Genomic DNA, 19,753 nt, shown 5'->3' on the forward strand with positions numbered 1-19,753 from the left:
ATCGGTCGCGGGCGCAACCTGCGTTTGGGCCCACTCCCTGAAGACCGTCATTTTACAGCGCATAGTCTTGAACAAAGGCGCCTCCCCGGTCTGATGAACCGGGGAGGCACGCGGGCTCAGTCGAACGCCACGACGAACTCGGCGACGATGGCTTTGACGAGCCGCTCGGTGATCCGGTCCCTCTGCCAAAGGGCTGTCATCTCGATGGGCGTGGGCTCCCAGTCGGGAAATAGCCGCACCAAGCTGCCCGACTGGCAAGCAGCATCCACCAGGAAGGTCGGCAGATTCGCGACGCCAAGCCCGGCGATGGCAGCTTCGACCAGAATGGATTGCCGGTTGGCCGCGAAGTCGATTTTCGGCAGCACGGTGACGGACGCCCCGCTACCATGGTGCAACTGCCACTCGATCAGGTCACGCCGGATTGCCAATCTGTTCCGTTCTGGCGGCAGTTGGGGCGTCGCGCTGGACGTCGAGGTTCTGGTCCCGCGTTGCAACCCGAGTGCTGCCCAAGAGTATGGACAAAACTTTCCCAAAACTCGACTGATTTTGACATGGGTTTATGTTCTGGCCAACCACCCGCACTCAGGGCTGAAAATGCGCGCGCCCCGCGAGTTTATGGCAGCTCAAACCGCAACCGCTGTGAGTGCTGGATGAAATTTCCCCAGTTTGGCGCTGATGCCGATGGTCAGGGGGGGCATGCCCCCCTGACCATCGGCGGCGCAGAATTCCCCCTGTTGATGCCAAGAGAAGGGCGCGCAGGTGGTAGGACTGAGGGAGATCGTGATGATCTTGGAATTGAATCGTCAGGGCCTGGGCGTGAGCGCGATCGCGCGGCAGACGGGTCTCGATCGCAAGACGGTGCGGAAATATCTCGAGCGTGGCCTGGAGGCGCCGGTCTATGGGCCCCGAGAGCCGGGCGAACGGCTGGCGCTTCGGTTCCGGTCGTATCTGACGGAACGGCTGGAAGCGTTCCCTGGACTTTCGGGACGCAGGTTGCATCGTGAAATCAGGGCGATGGGCTATGAGGGGGCTTATTCGACGCTGACGGAATACCTGCGCCTGATCCGTCCGGCGGTCCCGCGACAGTTCGAACGACGCTTCGAGACCGAGCCAGGTCAGCAGGCGCAGGTTGACTTTGCGGATGCGGAGGCAAGGGTGGAGCGTCTGACGGGCCAGATCGCGGATCTTTTGCCGACCTGGAGCCTCGCACCGGTCGTTGACGCAGTTCAGGCGATGCGCGGTGTCGGGTTCATCGTCGCAGTGACGGTGGTGGCCGAGGTAGGGGACTTCCAGCGTTTCGACAATCCGCGGCAACTGATGGCCTACCTCGGCCTGACGCCGTCGGAGCATTCCAGCGGTGCAAGTGTCCGGCGGGGCGGGATCACCAAGGCGGGTAGCGGTCTTGCCCGGCGCGCACTTGTCGAGGGCGCCTGGAATTACCGCATGCAGGCCCGCGTCAGCCCGAAGCTCCTTGCCCGACTGGCGTCGCTGCCGCAGGCGGTCCGCGACATTGCCTGGAAAGGACAGCTCAGGATGTGCCAGCGCTATCGCCATCTGGTTGCGGCCGGAAAGGCCAAGGTGGTGGTCATCACGGCCATCGCGCGCGAGATGGCAGGCTTCATCTGGGCGATCGCCCGCGCCACCACGCCAGCCAAGGCTTGAGAAAGCCACGACCAACGACACTCGACCCTGTCTGATGCGCAGGGTTGGGGACGGAACGCGGTGGGGAACCCTCGTGCCTGTTATGGGCCGACCTGTCGATGCCCGATCCTTAGAGCGAGGCAGCCCCAAGACGAAACCACGGTCATGCGGTACCCAACCCGCGCATGAGAGCTTGCTCAACCGTCGTCTCAGTTCCGTCTCCTACCCTGCGCGTCTCCATCACGCTGCGCCCGGCTCCGCCGGATTATTCGCTATGAAACAAGGGGTTGACAGCGATCATGAGAATAGGCCGCTGAAATAGTCGCCGAGCCGGAACAGTTTTCTGTCGTTGCAGGCTTGGCAGCCCGCCTCTGGCTTTCGTGTCCGGAAGGCGTGTGTGCCTCACGCGGTTTTTCATCGTCAGGCGGCCAGCAGTCGTGGCAACCGTGCCAGGTTGTTGGCGGTCATTGTAAGGATGAAGCGGGAGCGCGCCCGTTCGAGGCCGCGATAGACGGTCTGGGCCATGCCTCCGACGGTCTTGGCCCAGCCGAAGGCCTCCTCGATCCGTTTGCGGTTCTTGATCGACAAGGCATAACCCTCATGCCGGGTGGTGCGGCCGTCGATTGCTGAATATCGGGATTTCTGCGCGACATGCGGGGTCGCGCAGGCCTGCCTGAGATCAGCTACGAACTCGGCCACGTCAAAGCCCTTGTCCGCGCCCAGTGTCAGTTGTCGTGTCGATCCGGGGGAATGGCGATGGATCATGTCCGTCGCCGCGCGCCGTTCCGCATGACCGTTGGCCTGCGTCAGGTCGCCTTAGACGATCAGACCGGAGCGGTTCTCCATCAGCGCATGGCCGATGAAGCACAGCAGCGCGCCGGTGCCGGGGGATTTCTTGTAGAGCCGCGCGTCTGGGTCGGTGGTCGAGGCATGAGTGGCATTCGAGCGTTTCTCACCCCGGAAGTCGACTTCGGCATTGCGGTTCTGACGGTTTGGGCGGGACATCAGGTCGGTCTCAGTCATGTGGGGTTGATCCTCGGCGGGGGGGGACAGGTCCGGGCGGGCTGCCCGTGCCGTCATCGGGCGGCGTGTCATCAGCCTTCGGCTGGAAGCTCTTCATCGACGCCCAGGCCGTGACCAGCGTGCCGTCGACCGAGAAGTGATCATCCGTCAGAAGCGGCGCGACCTCGCGGTGCGCTAGGATCGCTGCCATCACCTTGCGGGACATGTCGGTCGTGAGCAGCCGGTCGCGGTTCAACGAGCTGACCACGATCACGGAAGACGTCGTCGAGGTCGCCGCCGCTGCCCTCGTTATCGGCCACGCCACATAGCGATCGAGAAACCCCGCCACTTATCGGTCAAGGTCACATGGTCGCTGCAGTACCGTTATTCTTGACCGGTCTCTTTGCGCACGCCAAACAGCAGAGTGACCATAACATGGCTGGTCTTGATTTTTATACTCCACTGGAGTATATGTTCTGCAGAAGAAAGACATCGCCTACTATCTGCTTGATGATGGATCGCAAGGTGAGCTCGCGACTATCGCGATCGAAGTGCCGGGAGCGATGATCATGGTCATGGGGGAACTCATGGATGTAGACGGCGGCCTTGTCGTGGATCGCACGCACATATCAATCTCGCCGCCGGACGCACGCGTCCTGACGCGAAGGATGATGGGCATGATCGCCAAAAGAATATTGGAGGATACCAGTTATGGTTACATCATCGTTCGGGGAGCGGCTCGCACAACAGGGGCGCGTCCAGGTCATACCCCGCGTGTCCTCCGGTTCCCCTGAAGAAATCGTACTGAAGCTCGGTCGCGCCTCACCTGATGTCATCGCTGCGACGCTTGCCATGGTACGGCGCGGGACAACGATGCTCAAAGCAAAGCGCGCAGTGGAGAAGGCGCTGCAGGAGGGTGATGCAGTGATCGATCTGCCGATGGTAGACGATAAGAAAGCACTGGCTGACGATCTTGAATCGGCAGGAATGTCGGTCACCTTCCGTAGCGTTCTAGACCGTGATCTTAAGGAAAACTTTGCCACCCGCCTGAAGGAGCTCCGTATCCGCCTTCACATGTCTCAGGAAGAGTTCGCCCGGGATTACAATCTTCAGAAGAAAACTCTGCAAGGGTGGGAGCTTGGCAATAAGATCCCCGACCACGGAAACCGGCTCCTGATCAGTCTGATCGAGAAAGATCCAGTTACGACAAAGCGTCTGGTGAACGCAGGCTGATCAGTTCGTTAACACTAATCTCGGTAAGGATCGGCGGGCCGACGAAACGTGCCGCAACTTGGTGGCGAGGTCAGACAAGATGAAGACATCTAGGACTGCAGGCGGTATCGGACGTACCGTCAGCCTTCTCGGCGGTGAGACGGTAGTTCAAGCCAAGGTTTGCAATGCACTTGACGCGCACGAGCTACTCCTGAGAGGCCTGCCTGTCGGCGCACTGGAGCATCTTGCTTCGAAAGCCGAAGTACTGAAGGAACGCGACGCTTTGAATCGGGCGATCGGAATGAGCCTCACGACGCTCCGGCGCCGTAAGGCCAAGATCGCCCCTCCACGTCTCAGCGTTGATCAAGGTAGCCGGTGCTGGCGCGTAGCAAAAATATTTGCGCACGCCATCGACGTCATCGGGTCTGAAGAAGCTGCAGGGGCTTGGATGACGAAACCCGCTATAGGGCTCGAGAACCGAAAACCTGTCGATCTCCTCGCGACTTATCCCGGAATGGAGCTGGTCGAGCAGTACCTGACCCAGATCGAGTATGGGGTGTACATCTGATCCTGCCCGGTCGGGTGTGAACTTTCCTCCCACGTGCGCGTCGGCCGAAGGTATTCAATCCCTCAGCAGGTACCGTAGAAGCCACGCGAATATCGGCAATACTCGGTGGCCACACCCGAGCGGATCATCTCGGCGGCTACATCTTGGCCATCTGGAAGGAAGCACTGGGCGACAAGCCGTCCATAACGGTCGACATCCAGAACATCACAGTGAAGCTGGCTGCCAGAGATGAGTCCGCGCAGCACAGCAGTAGCCGCAGCACCACCTGGATGGTCCCATTCAGGCGCGTCGAGGCCCCAGACGCGGATCCGGCGTGACTCCCCGCGCAAAGTGAATGTATCGCCATCGACCACCTTACTCACCTTGGCATCAAGTGCGCGCGGGTCCTCTGCGCGGGCACCTGACATCGGCACCAGCAGAAGGACGGCAAGGACGGTTGCGAAAAACCGCAGGTTTCGGGCAAGGGCATGTTTCATGACGCGACCATGCTGCACCCAAACAGCGCCACTTGCCAGTTACGATATTTGCGAAAAAACGAAACCTCACCAGCATGGATGGGGAGCCGGACGTCATCCGGCCTCAGTTTCTTTGCCGTCAGGAGAGCAAAAATCGGGGATGCTGTCCTTGCTGACGACCCCTTTCAGCAGCCCGAGCCGGGTTGGCCGAGGTGTGAAAAGCGGGACCAAACGGACGGCGGGTGCCCCCTCCTTACAATAACAACCTCCTCGCCGCGTTCAGCAGCGGCGATGATTTCGGCAAATCTGGATTTCGCTTCTGCGACGTCAGCTGCATGGCCAGGTCCTTCGGTTTGCCCCTGACTCTGTAACAGATCGCCCGATTCGAACACAGAACAGACGAGCCGGCATCCAGGAAGGTCTCGACGGCCGCAGCGCGCCCAAGAGAACCGGAAATCCCGGTCAGGCCAATTTGCGAAAAAACGCGACTGAAGGCAGGCCTCCCTCGGATGGCGGGTCAAGGCCGGCCCGTATCTCCCTGATTTCGTTAAGGCCCCCCTCGAGCACCTCCGGTTGGGGGCATCTGGACCACGTTTGCGAAAAAACGGATTATATAATACAATCAATAACTTAGACTGGAATCATCTGGACGGCTGACGACATCAGGGCTAAAGCTGCCTCCACACAGGGGGGGCGCAAATCAACGTTACCGCCCACCAGTCAAGCCAGATGCCCGGGGCCATCGGTCCGTGATCCGGCAGAAGAGTTTAACGCGGCACGGGGTCCAGACTGACCCCGGTGAGAGGGGGGAGGATCCGAAATGGCAGACTTTTTCACCGCGGGGTGGCGCCTTGATCCGAGCCGACCCAAAGACAGCCAAGGACAGGAACGCAGACAGGCAGTGGAGCACGCCTTGGCCAGGCTCAGCCACGCGGACGACCTCTGGGTCCTTGGGAATGCTTTCAAGGCCACGGTCTCGGTCGAGGACATCGGCAACATTCTGAGCTGCACGACCGCACGCTGCCATCTTCTCAGGGGTGAGATCGATCCAGTTACTCCTGCCCATCTAGACCTTTGGAAGACCGTCGACCTTGCTAGTGAAGTTGTGGTCGATGGTCAGCTTGTTGTGATGTCACATTACCCGATGATGTCGTGGTGGGGTGCAGCGGGCGCCCCGCTGGAAGAGCAGGTGTCTGGCGGCAAGTCGCGCAAAATCTCGATGCACGTTTTCGGTGAGGGACGTGGCGGGTTCAGGGGGTGGTGGCGAGCCGTTTCCGTGGATTGGTCCGCGCAGGGGGGAGCCTTTCTCAGCATTGATCAGGTCCGTCGGCAGAGCGAGGACAACCTCTTCGCAACGCCTTGGCTTGAAGCCTATTACCCAGATCGCCGGCGATACCGATATTGCGAACTGTGCTCAGGAGCCATCGACTGCGGGCGCAAGGATGGTGGCTATCATTGGGACGGCGACCGCCTTGTCACATTCCGCGGCGCGCTTGTTCTGACGCGGATCTCCCCATTTCCGGATCGCGGCATGTCCGGTCTTGCAACCGCCACCGGAGACATCTGCACGGAATGCTTGGGCGTGGCGCTACAGTATTTCGATCTTCAGGAAGGAGTGCATTACAGGCTCGCTCCAGCTGTAACCTTGCAGGTGATCGACCGATCCGAAGTGCATCGTGTGAGTCTGGAGGGTCGCGCGTGACCACACTTTTCATCCCATTTAAGACCGGTCGCCTCTTGATCCTTGCCGATCTGCATCATGAAGAGGGGCTCGACCCCTTTGTGATGTTTGGCCTCGATGGGCTGGATTGGGACTCCTTCGATGCCGTCATCATTGCTGGCGACATCGCGGATGACGCCGCCAGAAACTGGGTGCCGGCCATAGATTTCTTGAGCCGCTACATCATGCGGGAACGTCTATGCATCCTGCCGGGCAACCATGACTATTTTTGCATGCACCTTCAGGCAGATGACGATCTGCATCGCATCGCGGCGGCGGCCGATGTCCAGTTTTTGCAAAAATCAGAGCTGCATCATGGGGCGACCCGCATTCTGGCCAGCACGCTGTGGACAGATTTCGCCCTTCTCGGGCCGGATAGCGTGCCACAGTCTACGGCAGTCGCCCAACCCTGGATGCCGGATTACCGCAGCATATTTCAGGCACGGGAGGGCGCCGATGGGAATGGCAGCCTGCCTGAGTTCATCACCCCGGAAGATACCGTCGAGGTGCACCGCGATCACCGGGCCTGGTTGGAGCAAAAGCTGGCGCAGCCGCATTTTGCCGGGCCAGACGGTGAAACGATCGTCATCACGCATCACGGGCCTTCTATGTTGACTGCGGGAAAACTGACCCCTCAAAGCCCTGCTTTTCATTCGGACCTGAGCGATTTGATCGCGCGTTTCAACCCGAGTCGATGGTATTTTGGCCATTCGCACCGCCGTCTGCGTGCAGTCCAAGGCAGCACTGTGATCTGCAATGTGTCCCTCGGATACCCCGAGGATTCACGCGTCCCAGGCGAGCACCCGCTTTCGGAACTCTGTCTGTTTGAGAGCAAACCACACTGGCCGTCTGCAGCAGAGATGGAGGGGAAGGTTGGGATCGAAGCTATGCCGGTTGCCGACACCAAGGTGGACGTAGACCACCCTTCCACCAGACTTCCCGTTTCACAGTCCCTGGGAATGTCCCGGATCCAGATCATTCATGCCCGCTTCTTCCCTGTCTCTGAGACCCAATCGGTTCTGGAACAAAGACTTACAGGCTTCCTCAAAAGGTGGCGTCGGCGACCGCAGTCCGGCCCGGGCAGCGAAAGCGGTACCCTGTCTGGATCCCAGGATATCAAAGAAAACCAGCAGCCTCTGACGGCTTTGAGTAATCGTGACTACCAGCGGATCACTGCGCGGGCAGAGCGGTTCCTCGAATGCCGACGTCGCGCATCAAACCTGGGGCATCTCAAAGACGCCGACCGAGAACGCCTGCGCCCGCTTGCCGCGGGGGTGGATGTTTCCACGATACCTAGCCGAGATCTCGCCGACGAAATCGCTGCCACTGTCCATGCCGCGATGCCATGGATGGCGGGCGCGACCCAAGTGATTTGGGAAGCATTTCATGACTGCGCTCGATCGGGAAGGCCCCTTCATTTCCCTCCTATTCTTCTAAACGGCCCCCACGGCATCGGCAAAACTGTCTGGGCCAGGTTGGTCAGCGACCAGATCGGTGTGCCTGCCGAAGTGGTGAACGCCGGCTCCGAAAACGCAGGGTTCGGCGTCGCCGGCGTGCAGAGGGGCTGGAGCAACGCACGGCCCGGTAAACTTATTGAATGCATCCTGCGGCATCGAATGGGAAACCCAATGTTTTTTGTCGATGAAATCGACAAGGCGGGCACCGCGACCAGCGACAAGGGCCTCAGTTTTAGCCTCGAGGCAGCGCTTCTGTCTCTCCTTGAACCCGCCTCAAACAGCATGTGGGCATGCCCGTTTTTCGAGGTGGCGTTCGATGTCCGCCATGTCAGCTGGCTCTTCGCCACAAACGACATAAGCAAAATTTCCCCACCTTTCCTGGATCGCTGCAGGGTGGTTCACGTCGAGGCCCCTACCCTGGAGCAGCTCCGAGAGTTTGTGCGGCGCGTGGGGACAGAGCGGGGCCTATCGGAGGACTCGATCTGGGCCGTGCTCGCCGCCCTTGACCAGGTGGCAACGAGGCACCGTCCAAGTTTGCGCACGGTGCTGCGGCTGATCGACAAAGCCGTATGGCTGCAGAGCAGACCGAGGCCGAATTGAAATCAGTCGGAAGGATGCGCACGTGACCGGCGCTTTTCCAAGGCGGGTCGGGCATGAAAAGCCATTCATCTTCGTCCAAACGCACTTCATCGCCCAAAAATCAAGGACAAGTCGCAAAGATGACTACGGAAGACCTCGTCGCGGCGATGAGGCTCGGCTGATTGGCACGCCCGCTGGACATCCGACCTGCACAGGCAAAACGATGCGCAGCTCGCCTTTGTGCGGACTTGACTCAAAGCTCGCTGGGCCCGGACCATTTCTCGGTGGTTTGCGTTGTCCGACCCGATGACGCGACTGCAGTTCGTGGCGCTGCACGGCCCGGACGCGGCGATAGTATCAAAGGGCGCAATAAGTATCGAAGAAGCACTCGAAATCATCGCTGACAATCGACGCCGCCATTCTTGACCTCCCCCCCACACACTTCGACTCCCATCGCTTCCCATGGGCGGTTGGAAGCATGCTGCAGTAATAATCAAGGGCAGATAAATGGACGATTTTACGGCTGTGAGTTCGATACTCGAAGTTCCCTCGGCTTCGTCGCCGGTACAATTTGAATATCTGAAAAATAGCTCGATACACCAGCTTCCGATCCTTCGGTGGCCGTATCCAAAGGCCCGCAAGCCTTTGGTGATCGTGATTGTCCTCGACGAGAGTAGAAGAGAGGAAAGCCAAGAAGAAAGGCTGTCTGCATCCAAATTTCTCCGTGCCATTTTGGATGAGTTCTGCCGCCTTCCAGGCTTCAACGGCATGGCCTACAAGATGCGAAACGCCAATTTTCCTGAAATTGGGAAAATAGGGCAAACAAATGGTAATGCATTTGTACGCTTGGCAAGGAGCCCTTGGGCAAAGGAGTTTGGACGCACATCACATGCTGACCGTAGGGTCGACATGGTACTGGTCTGTTTGGACATCACCGCCAAGGTGGTGGAAACCACACTACACAAGGCCTTTTCAAAGCAACAGGTTAGCCTCGGATGGGGCAGAGAATGGTTCAAACTCGATTTCAACTCTTTTTATGAGAAAATTTTAGAGTGGACTGAAAAATTGGATGTTCAAATCTGGCTGGAGCCACAAAAGCCCTTCCTACCAGAATATTTCACGTCGGCAGACAATGGGCATGCTTTGATCACGGCAATCAAACGCGACAATCCAATCGGAACCTTCTTTGGATTAGGAAAACCCAAATACCTATCTAAGCTATCAGGAAAATACACTGTTGTTTCGGATGTTTGGCTGCAAGTGCGTTTCAGGTTCCCCAAAGGGGATCTGCCGCAGCCATATTTTGAACTACCCTTTGGTCTCGACGTAGGGGGAGATTCATACTTAATTAATGAGCTTGGCAAAGTTGAGCCAAACGAGTTTGATATGATCCCTGATCTCATGCATGTTGGGAGAAGGCTTGAATGTCGCGATCCAAAACAAAAACTTCATCAGGTAGAATTCATAGGTAATATTGGTGACTATGAGATCGATCCGACGAACGACGAGTGGGAGGTCGCAGGGAAAATATATCGAGTTACGTTTTCGTCATTGGTGCGGATCAGTGAGAGTTTTCAGCGCGATCGGAATGGAAAATGGGAGCGGAGCGGCTCCAAGATCGACACTTTGTACTGATCGCCGAGAACATTTCGTCGGCACCTTGGGAAAGGTCGCGCAAGTGTTTCCGCATGAAAAGACTGGTGCTTCCAGCTCAAATCCCGCATTGCCGGATGCCTTGCCTGTGCGCCCCAGGACCAGTTCTGCGGTTGTGTGCTGACAGAACGCGCCTGTAACGTAGCGAAGGCAGGGCAGAGGGCTTGGGCGTGCAACTTGGACTGGAACGATTTTTCGACAGCGCGAGCCTTGCGAAGGGCATCGCCTATGCGCGGGAAGGTCGCGTCGTCAAACTCTCCGAGCGCGCGCCCGATGGCGTCGTGACTGCCGAAGTTGCGGGATCGGGCCGGCAAATCTATGGGGTGCAGCTGAGGCTGACATTCGCCGACAACCTTCGTCTTCTACGGCTTGGTGGAGCCTGTTCCTGCCCGGTTGGTGCCTTGTGCAAACATATGGCTGCGGCAGCGATCACATGGCACGTCCGCGTAGCCCAAGGGTTGACACCCTTGCCGGTGGATCAAGGTGAAGAGGTCCCGGCCGCGCCCTCCCGACCTTTGCCCTATCCGGTTACGCAGTGGCTTGAGGCGCTGACGGTCTCTTCCCAAAAGGGCTCTGGCCCGGCCACGGATTATCCTCCTGCCGTGCGAGATCGGCTGGTTTATGTTCTGGCTGTATCTGCGGGAAAGCCGCAGATCACTGTGATGAAAGCGACGGTGCAGGCCGATGGGCGGGTCTCGGATCGGGCAACGCGCTATGATGTCGAAAAGCTGAAACGGCAGGATAACCGGCCCCAGTTCATCTTGCGCAAAGATCTCGAGATTTTGCGCGATCTTGAGGCTGTGGGTGTGCCTGCGAATGGTGGTAGCGGGGTCGGTCATTCGTGGCGCCCAAAATTCCTGGAAGATGGCCCGCCGGATCTCTTGCCGATCTTGAGCCGTATCGCGGCAACCGGGCGAGGCCGCTGGGAGGAGCGGAACGGGCCGTTCCTGCATGAGGGTGGGCCGCGACGTGCCGAGTTTCACTGGCAGGGAGAAGAAGGCGGCACTCAGGAACTGCAACTGACCTGCGCCAGCACCGGCGCGCGGCTGGTGGCCTTGCCGCTGGCGACCCCGGCCTTTGTGGACCCAACCACCGGGGCCTTCGGGCGACTGGGATCTGACATGGACCCTGCGCAATTGCAGGTCCTGATGCGGGCCCCGAAAATTTCGGCCGAAATCGCCGCAGAAGTGGCAGCACGGTTGTCGGGGTTCTCGGACCATACCATTCCGATGCCGACAGCGATGGGGGTCGAACTGCGGCAGGGCAGAAACCCCGTGCCCGTCCTGCGCCTGTTCGGGATTCGCGGTCAGCGTAAATTCGGCGAGGCATGGCGGCAGTGGAAGGAAGCCGTGGTACAGCCCGCGCTGCGACTGGCCTTTGACTATGATGGTCAAGTAGCGCCCGCCCGCGGTTCCGAGGCTCTGCGGTTCAAGGAAGGAGACACAATCGTTACCCTCAAACGCGATCTGGCGGCAGAATTCGCGGCTGTCCAAATGCTTGCAGGGCAGGGTGCCCTCCTCCCAGAAACCCTCGAACATCACAGCTTCGGCAAACAGGCGGAGGCGGCAGACCGCGTCTTTGTCGATGGCGAATGGGATCACGAGCTTTTCGATCTGTCAGAGGCCATGACCCCGGCACTGCAATTCCTGGGCGAGGTTGTGCCGGACCTGTCCGCTGCTGGCTGGCGGGTCGTTGTCGAGGACACCTGGCCCTTCCCGTTGATCGCTGACCCGATTCAGGTGACGGCCCGGATCGGCCAAGGCGACACCAACGGTTTCTTTGATTTCGGGCTGATGGTTGAGGCGGGCGGCCAGCGAGCCGACATGGCACCGCTGATCGCGGATATTCTCTCGGCCCTTCCGCCCGACCTGACCGATGAAGATATCGCAGCGCCGGATTTTGAGGCTTTGGTGGCAGCAACGCCCTGCTACGTGCAGATGCCCGATGGGCGACATGCCCAAGTTGATCTGCGGCAGCTGACTGACCTTTTGAGGGTCCTGCTTCGCTCTCTGGGCCTCATGACCAAGGTCCACCCGGCGGAAGCAGGCCAGCTTGTCACCTTGGCAGAGGCCTTGGCGGGCTGCGGCATCCCGTTCCAGGGGGGCAGGGGGTTGTTAGAACTCGGCCAACGCCTGAATGATTTGAAAGCGCAAGCTGCGGTAACTCCGCCTGCCGGCTTGCGCGCCGTGCTGCGACCGTATCAAGCGATCGGCTATGGCTGGCTGTCGGCCCTGTCGGACACCGGCTTTGGCGGTCTTTTGGCCGATGACATGGGACTGGGCAAGACATTGCAAACCCTGGCCCTTCTGGCCAAATGCCATCTCGAAAAACAGGCGCCAAATCCCAGCCTGCTGATTGTGCCCACCAGTCTGGCCCGGGCCTGGGCGCGTCAGGCGGCAGAGTTTCTGCCCGATCTCAAAGTTCTGGTCCTGCAGGGCAATACGCGCAAAGGGCTTTTCGATCAGATCTCCACGTCCCATCTGGTGATATCGACCTATCCGCTTCTGCACAGGGACCATGACATCCTTCTGGCCCGCGACTGGGAACTGGCCATCCTCGACGAGGCGCAGGCGGTCAAGAACCCGGCCTCGACGGCCGCCAAGCGCATCCGCGACATCCGCGCCCGGATGCGGCTCGCACTGACCGGCACGCCGATGGAAAACACCCTGACTGATCTTTGGGCATTGTTCGACTGGCTGGTCCCGGGTCTTCTGGGTGACCGAAAGACCTTCCGTGCGCAGGTCATGCTGCCCATCGAGAAGGAAGGCAACACACTGGCCCAAGCCCGCCTCAATCGCCGCATCGAACCCTTTCTTCTGCGTCGCAGGAAGGATCAGGTGGCGCTCGATCTGCCCGCCAAAACCGAAATCACCGACCTCATCCCGCTCGGTGCCAAACAGCAGGCGCTGTACGAGACGGTCCGAATGGCGATGGATACCCGCGTGCGTGAGGCCATTGCCAAGCGCGGCGTTCAGGGAGCGCAGATCACCATTCTGGATGCCCTCCTGCGTATGAGGCAGGTCTGCTGCGATCCCCAGCTTCTGCAGGACGGCCCAGCATCGGTCGACAGCGCCAAACGCGAGCGCCTGTTGGAAATGCTGGAATCCCTTGTGCAAGAGGGCCGCAAGGTTCTGGTCTTCTCGCAATTCGTCGAAATGCTACGCCTGATTGAAGCCGATGTGTCCGCGCGCGGCTGGCGCTACGAGTGGCTGACTGGCGACACCCTTGACCGCGATGGCGCAGTCACCCGGTTCCAACAGGGGTCAGCACAGATCTTCCTGATCAGCCTGAAGGCCGGAGGCGTCGGCCTGACCTTGACCGCCGCCGACACGGTGATCCTCTATGACCCCTGGTGGAACCCTGCCGTCGAGCGCCAGGCCATGGACCGTGCTCACCGCATCGGCCAGACCAAGGCCGTGTTCGTCTACCGCCTTGTTGCCGAAGGCACGGTCGAGGAGGCAATCCTTGGCCTTCAGACCCGCAAGCAAGCCCTAGCTGACGCGCTCTTTGAAGGAAGATCCACCGAAGGTTTCGCCTTCGATCAGGATGCCATTGCAGAACTGTTCCAACCGTTGAAGGCGAGTGGCGACAGCTGACCGAGATCATACCGGCGGCGTGCCTTTGGTCTGGCGTCATTTTCTTTTCTGGGGTTGTGGTGCTCCGGGTTGGGTTCGGGCCAGTCGCCGGGACGGAAGCCGGCTCAGTAGCGGACCTCGACGAAGCCGTGGGTGCGCCTGGCTCTGCGCTTCACACCAGAATTCCCCGAAATCAAAGTCACAGACCACCGCGAAACGCCTTCCTGTAAGCCGTGGGTGTCACACCGCGCGCCTGCCGGAAGCGTCTTGCGAATTCGGCCGCATCGGGGAAACCGCTATCCTGGGCGATCTGGCCAATGGGCGCTTCGGTCTGTGCCAGCATTTGGCATGCGCGTCCTAACCGCAGCTGCGCGACATAGGCGGTAATCGACATTCGTGTGCTGCGCTTAAATACCCTCTGCAACTGGCTCTCGGTCAGATGCACGAGGTCGCAGATCGGCCGCAGCCGCAGGGGCTGGTCATAAGTGGCATGAAGGTGGTCCAGTACCTTTTGCAATCGCAACCTGTCGTGGGGCAGATTGCTAACCAGAACTTCGCCGCTGGCGAGAGGCGTGCGATCCGAGGCAGCCAGTTCCGCCAAGAGTCCTTGCAGGCCCATCACCTGCTCCAAAGGGGCCAATGCGCCCAGCGACAGGATGCGTGCCCGCAGTCGCCCGGCAGTCTCGGGGGCGAAGCGCAACCCCCGTCGGGCTTCCGCCAGAAGACCCGCAACCTGGCTCAGTTCGGGAACGAGCCGGATCAGCCCCTCGATCCAGCCTTGCGCAAACCACGAGACGACCGCACGGTGCTCGCTGGCACCGCGCAGCAGCTCTTGGGACTGGAATGCGTGAGGCACGTTCGGCGCAATAAGAACCAGATCGCAGTCGTCGTATTGACCGACATCATCACCCACGAAGCGCATTCCCCGGCTGCCGACCGTCAGCGTCAGCTCGAACTCGGGATGATAGTGCCAGTTGAACGGGAACTCCGGGAGGCGGCGATCGAAGACCAGAAGCGAGCGATCCTGCGGGATCGCCACGGTTTCGAAGAAGGGCGGACATATGGGCATTGCGTGTCCATAAGAATGTAGAGCGCGGTAATACTACAAGAATGTGCGGTGCCGGGGAATATCGCATCACCCTTCGCCTTGGCATGACAGGGGAAAGGGAGATGAACATGCAGACGATCAAGGCCGATATTGCGATCATTGGGTCTGGGGTCGGCGGCTCGGCTGTGGCGCATCAGCTGGTGGGAAGCGGGGCCAAGGTGCTGATCTTGGAGCGCGGGGATTTCCTGCCAAAAGAGCCGCAAAACAGCGATGCCGAGGCGGTGTTTCTTCAAGCCCGCTACAAGACGCGCGACACATGGACGGATGCCGAGGGTAAGTCCTACCGCCCGGGGCAGTATTACTATGTCGGAGGTCATACGAAGTTTTACGGCACTGCAATGTTCCGCTTCCGCGAGAGTGATTTCCGCGAGGCGGTTATCGGAAGCGAGAGTTCGCCCGAGTGGCCCATCTCCTATGAGGATCTGGCCCCATTCTACGCCAAGGCCGAAGCGATTTACGGCGTGCGCGGTCAGGCGGGACTCGATCCGACCGATCCACCGCGCGAGGCTTTTCCCCATGCCCCTATCCCGCATGAGCCGGTCATTGCTCGTCTTGCCGCGCGACTTGCGGCGCAGGGGCTGCACCCGTTCCATATGCCCTCTGCCATTGATTACGGCGGAGCCTGCGTGCGCTGCGGCACCTGCGACGCCTTTCCCTGCAGCATAGATGCCAAGGGCGACGCCGAAATCCGTGTCCTTCGCCCTCTGCTCAAGCATTCCGACCTACGCTTGGAACGCAGAACCGAGGTAACCCGGCTGATCGCCGATGGTCCGCGGATCGTCGCAGCCGAAGTGCGGCGTGACGGCGAACAGCTGCGGGTCGAGGCAAGGACTTTCGTCCTTTCGGCTGGCGCGATCAATTCGGCGCTGATCCTATTGCGCTCTGCCTGCGAGGCGGCACCGGAAGGGCTTGCCAACCGCTCGGGTGTTGTGGGGCGCCATCTGATGAACCACCACCTGACGGGGCTGATGGGTGTCCATCCCCTGCGGCGTAACGAGACGAAATTCCCCAAGACCCTGTCCGTCAATGATTTCTACCACGGCCTTTCTGATGATCCCGATGCGCGCGGCAATATGCAAATGCTGGGCAACATCCGCGGAGAGATGATCCGTTCGGCCTATCCTGCCACGCCGCGGATTGTTGCGGATTGGCTGGGGCGACATTCGGTCGACGTTCTGGCTATGTCCGAAGATCTGCCGAACCCGGAAAGCCGCGTCCGCCTGCGGGGCGATAGCGTCGAAATCGACTATCGCCCCGGGGGCCTGCCTGCGCATGAGCGTTTCGTGGCCCATGTCCGGGGTGTGTTGCAGCGGGCAGGCTTTCCTCTGGTCCTGCGTCACCGCTTCGGCATTGAGGCGCCCTCTCACCAATGTGGCACGGTGCGGATGGGAACAGACCCCAGGAGTTCGGCCCTGGATGCGCTTTGCCGCGCACATGACCATCCGAACCTTTACGTGGTGGATGCTGGCTTCTTTCCCTCCTCCGCCGCCCTGAACCCCGCCCTGACCATCGCAGCCCAGGCGCTGCGCGTCGGTGCCCATCTGCGCACAATCTGAAGGATCAAACATGAATTTCCTCTTGCCCCTGACGGGCTCCTTTGCCCAACCCGCCGCCGAGAATCCCACGGTCGCAATGATCGAGGCGGCCTTCGCCCACCATGGTCTGGATTGGCGCTATCTGAATGTCGAGGTCGCTCCCGAAGCCCTTGGCGACGCTGTCAAAGGCGCTCGGGCGATGGGATGGCGCGGGTTCAATTGTTCGATCCCGCACAAAGTGGCGGTCATCGAGCACTTGGACGGGCTTGGCCACTCAGCCGAGATTATCGGGGCGGTCAACACCATCGTCAGGCAGGGCGAACGGTTGATTGGCGAGAACACCGACGGCCGTGGCTTCGTTGCTGCCCTGCGCGAGGTTATCGACCCCAAGGGCAAGTCAGTGGTCCTGTTTGGTGCCGGTGGAGCTGCGCGGGCGGTAGGGGTTGAAATGGCGCTGGCCGGCGCGGCGCGGATCGTTGTCGTCAACCGTTCTGCCCGGCGGGGGCAAGAGCTTGCGACCCTCCTAAACGACCGCACACCTACGCAAGCGCAGTTCGCGCTATGGGACCAGCCCTTCGCTGTGCCGCAAGACACCGATATCGTCATCCATGCAACGTCGGTCGGCCTCTATCCCGACGTCCATGCGATGCCCGCGATCGACACCGGAAGCCTGAGGCCCCACATGGTCGTCGCGGATGGTATCCACAACCCACCCCTGACCCGCCTGTTGCAGGCCGCCCAGAGGCAGGGATGCCGGACGGTCGACGGGTTGGGGATGCTGGTTCAGCAGGGCGTCATCGGCATCAAATATTGGACGGGCGTTGATGTGGACCCCGAAGTAATGCGCCAGGCCCTCTTGGACCTGCATCTGTAATTTTGGCCCCGCGCGCCTTGCGCGCCTACCTGGCTCTCGCCTTGGCTAGGAAGCACTCGTTCATCCGATCTTCCGGTTCGGCCGAGCCGTTGTGAAAGGTGCCGCCGCCCTACCGACCGCATCAAACGCAATCTCGATGACAATGAGCAGGGACGGCGTCGCCGCCAGCGAGCGCAAGACGGCTCCGAGGTGATGCTGCCAACAGGACCCAAAGTGGCCCTCACCGCCTGATCTCGGGCAAGCTGGATCAGGTCGGCGGTTTGGGCGAGTTCGCTACGAGACTTCCGGAGCACAAGCTTGAAATGTACGCCGATGTGGCGTACATGTTGCAGAACATTCTTAGGAGGCGACCATGCTCGGTTTCCATGACACCACGCGCGCAATCGATGAGCGCAACGAAGCCCGGATGAATTTTAGAACCAAGCCGCGCATCAAGACGGCGATCCAGCAGGCGGCGGCACTTTCGGGCGTCGACGATTCCGTCTTCACGATGAACGCCGCCTACCAGGCCGCGCTGGCAACGATCGCAGCGCATGAACGCACCGTGTTGCAGCCGGTCGATCATGAGGCGTTCTTCGCGGCGCTCGATGCACCAGCTGCGCCGACCGATGCCCTGCGCGCAGCCTTCCATCGGCACCGCGAGACGGTTGTGTCGAAGTAAATGGCCGCTTCACAACCGGTCGCTTACACCATCGAGCCGTTCGATCCTTCGAGGCATGATCGGGCGGCTTTTTCGTGCGGCGTCGAGCAGGTCGACAACTACTTCCAGAAGACGGCCAACAAGCTCGCTAAGGCGGACAACGTCCGGCTCTATGTTATGGTCGATCCCGACGGCACGGTCATCGGCTTCTATGCCCTGAATGCGCACTCCGTTCATTTCACCGATCTGCCTGCGAAGTTTGCGCGGAGCCTGCCTTCGCATGGCAACATTCCTGCCGCCTACATCTCGATGATCGGGCGGGACCAGAAGTTTCGCGGCGGTGGTTATGGCGGCGATCTGCTTGTCGACGCCCTCCGGCGGATTGCCGTCGCGGCCGATGCGATCGGCGTTGCCGTCGTCATGCTCGACGTCCTCGACTGCGGTGATCTAGATCGCGTTGCGCGCCGCAAGGCGCTGTACGAGAGCTATGGGTTCCAGTCCCTGGCGTCGAACCCGCTGCGGATGTTCCTGCCCGTCAGCACGGTCCGTAAGCTTATCGCTGAGGAGGACGACTTGCAGAAGAAAGAAGCGGCGCTCACAGAACTCGCGCGCCTCGGACAGGAACTTGACCGAGACTGACGTCCGGAAAGACGGAAACGGCCAACCTATGGCATGGCAAATTGTTCGTGCTTACCAAGCCATAGGTTGGCACAGGCGCGATCAACAAGGTCTTGCTTTGAGTGAAATCGTACCTGCACGAGGACATTGCACCTCTCTTTGGCACCACGTTCAACCCTGGCAACTGGAATGCCGGTATCGTTCGGTTGGGCAACGACTTGATCCTTCTGGCGACGTTGAATGGCGACACCGCGACCGGCCGAGCTGGGTTCTCCAATCGGTTCCCAGGGGCAGAGGCACTTCAGTGGCAGAGTCAGAACCAGACGCGTCGGGAAAGCCAGGTTGGCCAGATGATCGGGCAAGCTGGCGCAAAGGCGCGGGTTCACCTTTTCGTGCGGAGTGGCAGGCTTCGCAATGGAAAAGCTGCCCCCTTTTTTTACTGCGGACGTCCCACCTTTGTCAGCTGGGAAACCGCGACCGGGTTTTGTCGCCGAGGCTGCTGCTCTGCAGAAGCAAATCCCTCAAGAATACAAGGGCTCTGACCCTACTCCCCGAGATCACGCTCAGTGTGCAGATCCCATTCCCACACAGCCCCCTCATCCCACCCTCAAAAGCCTGCCATACGCCAGACGCAGCCAGCAGCCCTCGCCAGCCACGTCCGGCCTGCTTCCCCCGTGCGAGGACAAAGTGACAGCGCAGCGCAGGCGCGCCGTATCGGGACAAATGCTGGCGCCGCCCCGAGGGAAGTGCATCGCTCACCACGCCTCGCGACCGCCGTGCTTGAGGCCATGGCTGCGCGGATGACTTGGGAAGGCACGTCGCGCAAAGAGCGGCGTGACAAGCTGCCCGAGGCGGGGAAGTTTGCTGCAGCTGTCCGCGCCGCGGCAATGTCGAATGGCTTGGCCGTCTCGCTGAACATCGGCATCAGACGCGAGGCGATGCTGTTGGAGCATGGCGATCCCAAGCGCAGGATGACCCAGGCTCTGAGCAAGCACTTGTCGCCAGCGGGCTTCGGCGACCTGCCTTATGCGCTGCTCTTCGAGGTCGCACCAGAGCGTGACTTCCGGACTTCGACAGTTATTCCCTGTTTTTTGGTTTTTCGGGTGTCGGCGTTTC

The 19,753-nt window shown here is 60.2% G+C and carries 17 protein-coding genes and 1 pseudogene; 13 read left to right on the top strand and 5 right to left on the bottom strand.

Features of this window, described 5'->3' with window-relative positions; genetic code table 11:
- Window positions 1-116 precede the first annotated feature (116 nt).
- The gene (locus IE101_RS15405; RefSeq protein ID WP_229804223.1) at window positions 117-428 is read right to left on the bottom strand and encodes a LysR substrate-binding domain-containing protein; all 312 of its coding nucleotides are present in this window, start codon (window positions 426-428) and stop codon (window positions 117-119) included.
- Window positions 429-759: 331 nt separating this feature from the next.
- Here IE101_RS15405 and IE101_RS20110 point away from each other — a divergent pair, with 331 nt between their 5' ends.
- Window positions 760-1,662 (top strand): transposase, encoded by a 903-nt coding sequence (locus tag IE101_RS20110; protein WP_444542715.1) that lies wholly within the window; start codon window positions 760-762, stop codon window positions 1,660-1,662.
- Between the two features lie 399 nt (window positions 1,663-2,061).
- Here the strand turns inward: IE101_RS20110 and IE101_RS15415 are convergent.
- Window positions 2,062-2,908: pseudogene (locus tag IE101_RS15415) on the bottom strand (IS5 family transposase); the annotation flags it as partial.
- A gap of 446 nt (window positions 2,909-3,354) precedes the next feature.
- On the opposite strand from IE101_RS15415, the gene IE101_RS15420 reads away from it, so the two are divergent.
- Both IE101_RS15420 and IE101_RS15425 read left to right on the top strand, forming a co-directional pair.
- Window positions 3,355-3,876, top strand: a complete 522-nt coding sequence (locus IE101_RS15420) for a helix-turn-helix domain-containing protein (RefSeq protein ID WP_189634727.1) — start codon at window positions 3,355-3,357, stop codon at window positions 3,874-3,876.
- Between the two features lie 79 nt (window positions 3,877-3,955).
- Window positions 3,956-4,423: an Xre family toxin-antitoxin system antitoxin gene (locus IE101_RS15425; protein WP_189634728.1), complete on the top strand. Its 468-nt coding sequence runs from the start codon at window positions 3,956-3,958 to the stop codon at window positions 4,421-4,423.
- Between the two features lie 62 nt (window positions 4,424-4,485).
- Here the strand turns inward: IE101_RS15425 and IE101_RS15430 are convergent, their stop codons facing one another.
- Window positions 4,486-4,899, bottom strand: coding sequence for a thermonuclease family protein (locus IE101_RS15430; protein ID WP_189634729.1), 414 nt, complete (start codon window positions 4,897-4,899; stop codon window positions 4,486-4,488).
- A gap of 164 nt (window positions 4,900-5,063) precedes the next feature.
- Window positions 5,064-5,270: a type II toxin-antitoxin system Phd/YefM family antitoxin gene (locus IE101_RS20070; RefSeq protein ID WP_373296127.1), complete on the bottom strand. Its 207-nt coding sequence runs from the start codon at window positions 5,268-5,270 to the stop codon at window positions 5,064-5,066.
- 428 nt (window positions 5,271-5,698) lie between these two features.
- Between IE101_RS20070 and IE101_RS15440 the strand changes: the two genes are divergently transcribed.
- The 4 genes from IE101_RS15440 (at window position 5,699) to IE101_RS15455 (ending at window position 13,883) form a co-directional block, all read left to right on the top strand.
- Window positions 5,699-6,580, top strand: a complete 882-nt coding sequence (locus IE101_RS15440; RefSeq protein WP_189634731.1) for a hypothetical protein — start codon at window positions 5,699-5,701, stop codon at window positions 6,578-6,580.
- Entirely contained in the window at window positions 6,577-8,655 is a 2,079-nt protein-coding gene (locus IE101_RS15445; RefSeq protein WP_189634732.1) for an AAA family ATPase, read from the top strand. The genes IE101_RS15440 and IE101_RS15445 overlap by 4 nt, the downstream gene beginning before the upstream one ends.
- Before the next feature lie 486 nt (window positions 8,656-9,141).
- A complete protein-coding gene (locus tag IE101_RS15450; RefSeq protein WP_189634733.1) occupies window positions 9,142-10,269 on the top strand; it encodes a GIY-YIG nuclease family protein in 1,128 nt (375 codons plus the stop codon).
- A 188-nt stretch (window positions 10,270-10,457) separates the two neighbouring features.
- Entirely contained in the window at window positions 10,458-13,883 is a 3,426-nt protein-coding gene (locus IE101_RS15455; protein ID WP_189634734.1) for a DEAD/DEAH box helicase, read from the top strand.
- 178 nt (window positions 13,884-14,061) lie between these two features.
- Here IE101_RS15455 and IE101_RS15460 read toward each other — a convergent pair whose 3' ends face one another.
- Complete coding sequence (locus tag IE101_RS15460) at window positions 14,062-14,901, bottom strand: helix-turn-helix domain-containing protein (RefSeq protein WP_229804225.1); 840 nt, start codon at window positions 14,899-14,901, stop codon at window positions 14,062-14,064.
- 137 nt (window positions 14,902-15,038) lie between these two features.
- Between IE101_RS15460 and IE101_RS15465 the strand changes: the two genes are divergently transcribed.
- The 6 genes from IE101_RS15465 to IE101_RS15490 form a co-directional block, all read left to right on the top strand.
- Window positions 15,039-16,526, top strand: coding sequence for a GMC oxidoreductase (locus IE101_RS15465; RefSeq protein WP_229804226.1), 1,488 nt, complete (start codon window positions 15,039-15,041; stop codon window positions 16,524-16,526).
- A 10-nt stretch (window positions 16,527-16,536) separates the two neighbouring features.
- On the top strand, window positions 16,537-17,379 hold the full coding sequence (gene aroE, locus IE101_RS15470; protein ID WP_189634737.1) for a shikimate dehydrogenase: 843 nt from the start codon (window positions 16,537-16,539) through the stop codon (window positions 17,377-17,379).
- A 352-nt stretch (window positions 17,380-17,731) separates the two neighbouring features.
- The gene (locus IE101_RS15475) at window positions 17,732-18,040 is read left to right on the top strand and encodes a type II toxin-antitoxin system TacA family antitoxin (RefSeq protein WP_189634738.1); all 309 of its coding nucleotides are present in this window, start codon (window positions 17,732-17,734) and stop codon (window positions 18,038-18,040) included.
- Window positions 18,041-18,658 (top strand): GNAT family N-acetyltransferase, encoded by a 618-nt coding sequence (locus IE101_RS15480; RefSeq protein ID WP_189634739.1) that lies wholly within the window; start codon window positions 18,041-18,043, stop codon window positions 18,656-18,658.
- 101 nt (window positions 18,659-18,759) lie between these two features.
- Window positions 18,760-19,179, top strand: coding sequence for a DUF3427 domain-containing protein (locus IE101_RS20075; RefSeq protein WP_189634740.1), 420 nt, complete (start codon window positions 18,760-18,762; stop codon window positions 19,177-19,179).
- 246 nt (window positions 19,180-19,425) lie between these two features.
- A partial coding sequence (locus IE101_RS15490; protein WP_189634741.1) for a hypothetical protein occupies window positions 19,426-19,753 on the top strand: 328 nt, incomplete at its 3' end.

Origin of the sequence: Gemmobacter lanyuensis, assembly GCF_014652355.1 — a bacterium.
Taxonomy (GTDB): Bacteria; Pseudomonadota; Alphaproteobacteria; order Rhodobacterales; family Rhodobacteraceae; genus Gemmobacter; species Gemmobacter lanyuensis.

Bases quoted from the DNA above. Each gene is read 5' to 3' on its own strand.
- IE101_RS15420 (WP_189634727.1), top strand. From the start codon at position 3,355: ATGGTTACATCATCGTTCGGGGAGCGGCTCGCACAACAGGGGCGCGTC.
- IE101_RS15425 (WP_189634728.1), top strand. From the start codon at position 3,956: ATGAAGACATCTAGGACTGCAGGCGGTATCGGACGTACCGTCAGCCTT.
- IE101_RS15430 (WP_189634729.1), bottom strand. From the start codon at position 4,899: ATGAAACATGCCCTTGCCCGAAACCTGCGGTTTTTCGCAACCGTCCTT.
- IE101_RS15440 (WP_189634731.1), top strand. From the start codon at position 5,699: ATGGCAGACTTTTTCACCGCGGGGTGGCGCCTTGATCCGAGCCGACCC.
- IE101_RS15450 (WP_189634733.1), top strand. From the start codon at position 9,142: ATGGACGATTTTACGGCTGTGAGTTCGATACTCGAAGTTCCCTCGGCT.
- IE101_RS15465 (WP_229804226.1), top strand. From the start codon at position 15,039: ATGCAGACGATCAAGGCCGATATTGCGATCATTGGGTCTGGGGTCGGC.
- aroE (WP_189634737.1), top strand. From the start codon at position 16,537: ATGAATTTCCTCTTGCCCCTGACGGGCTCCTTTGCCCAACCCGCCGCC.
- IE101_RS15475 (WP_189634738.1), top strand. From the start codon at position 17,732: ATGCTCGGTTTCCATGACACCACGCGCGCAATCGATGAGCGCAACGAA.
- IE101_RS15480 (WP_189634739.1), top strand. From the start codon at position 18,041: ATGGCCGCTTCACAACCGGTCGCTTACACCATCGAGCCGTTCGATCCT.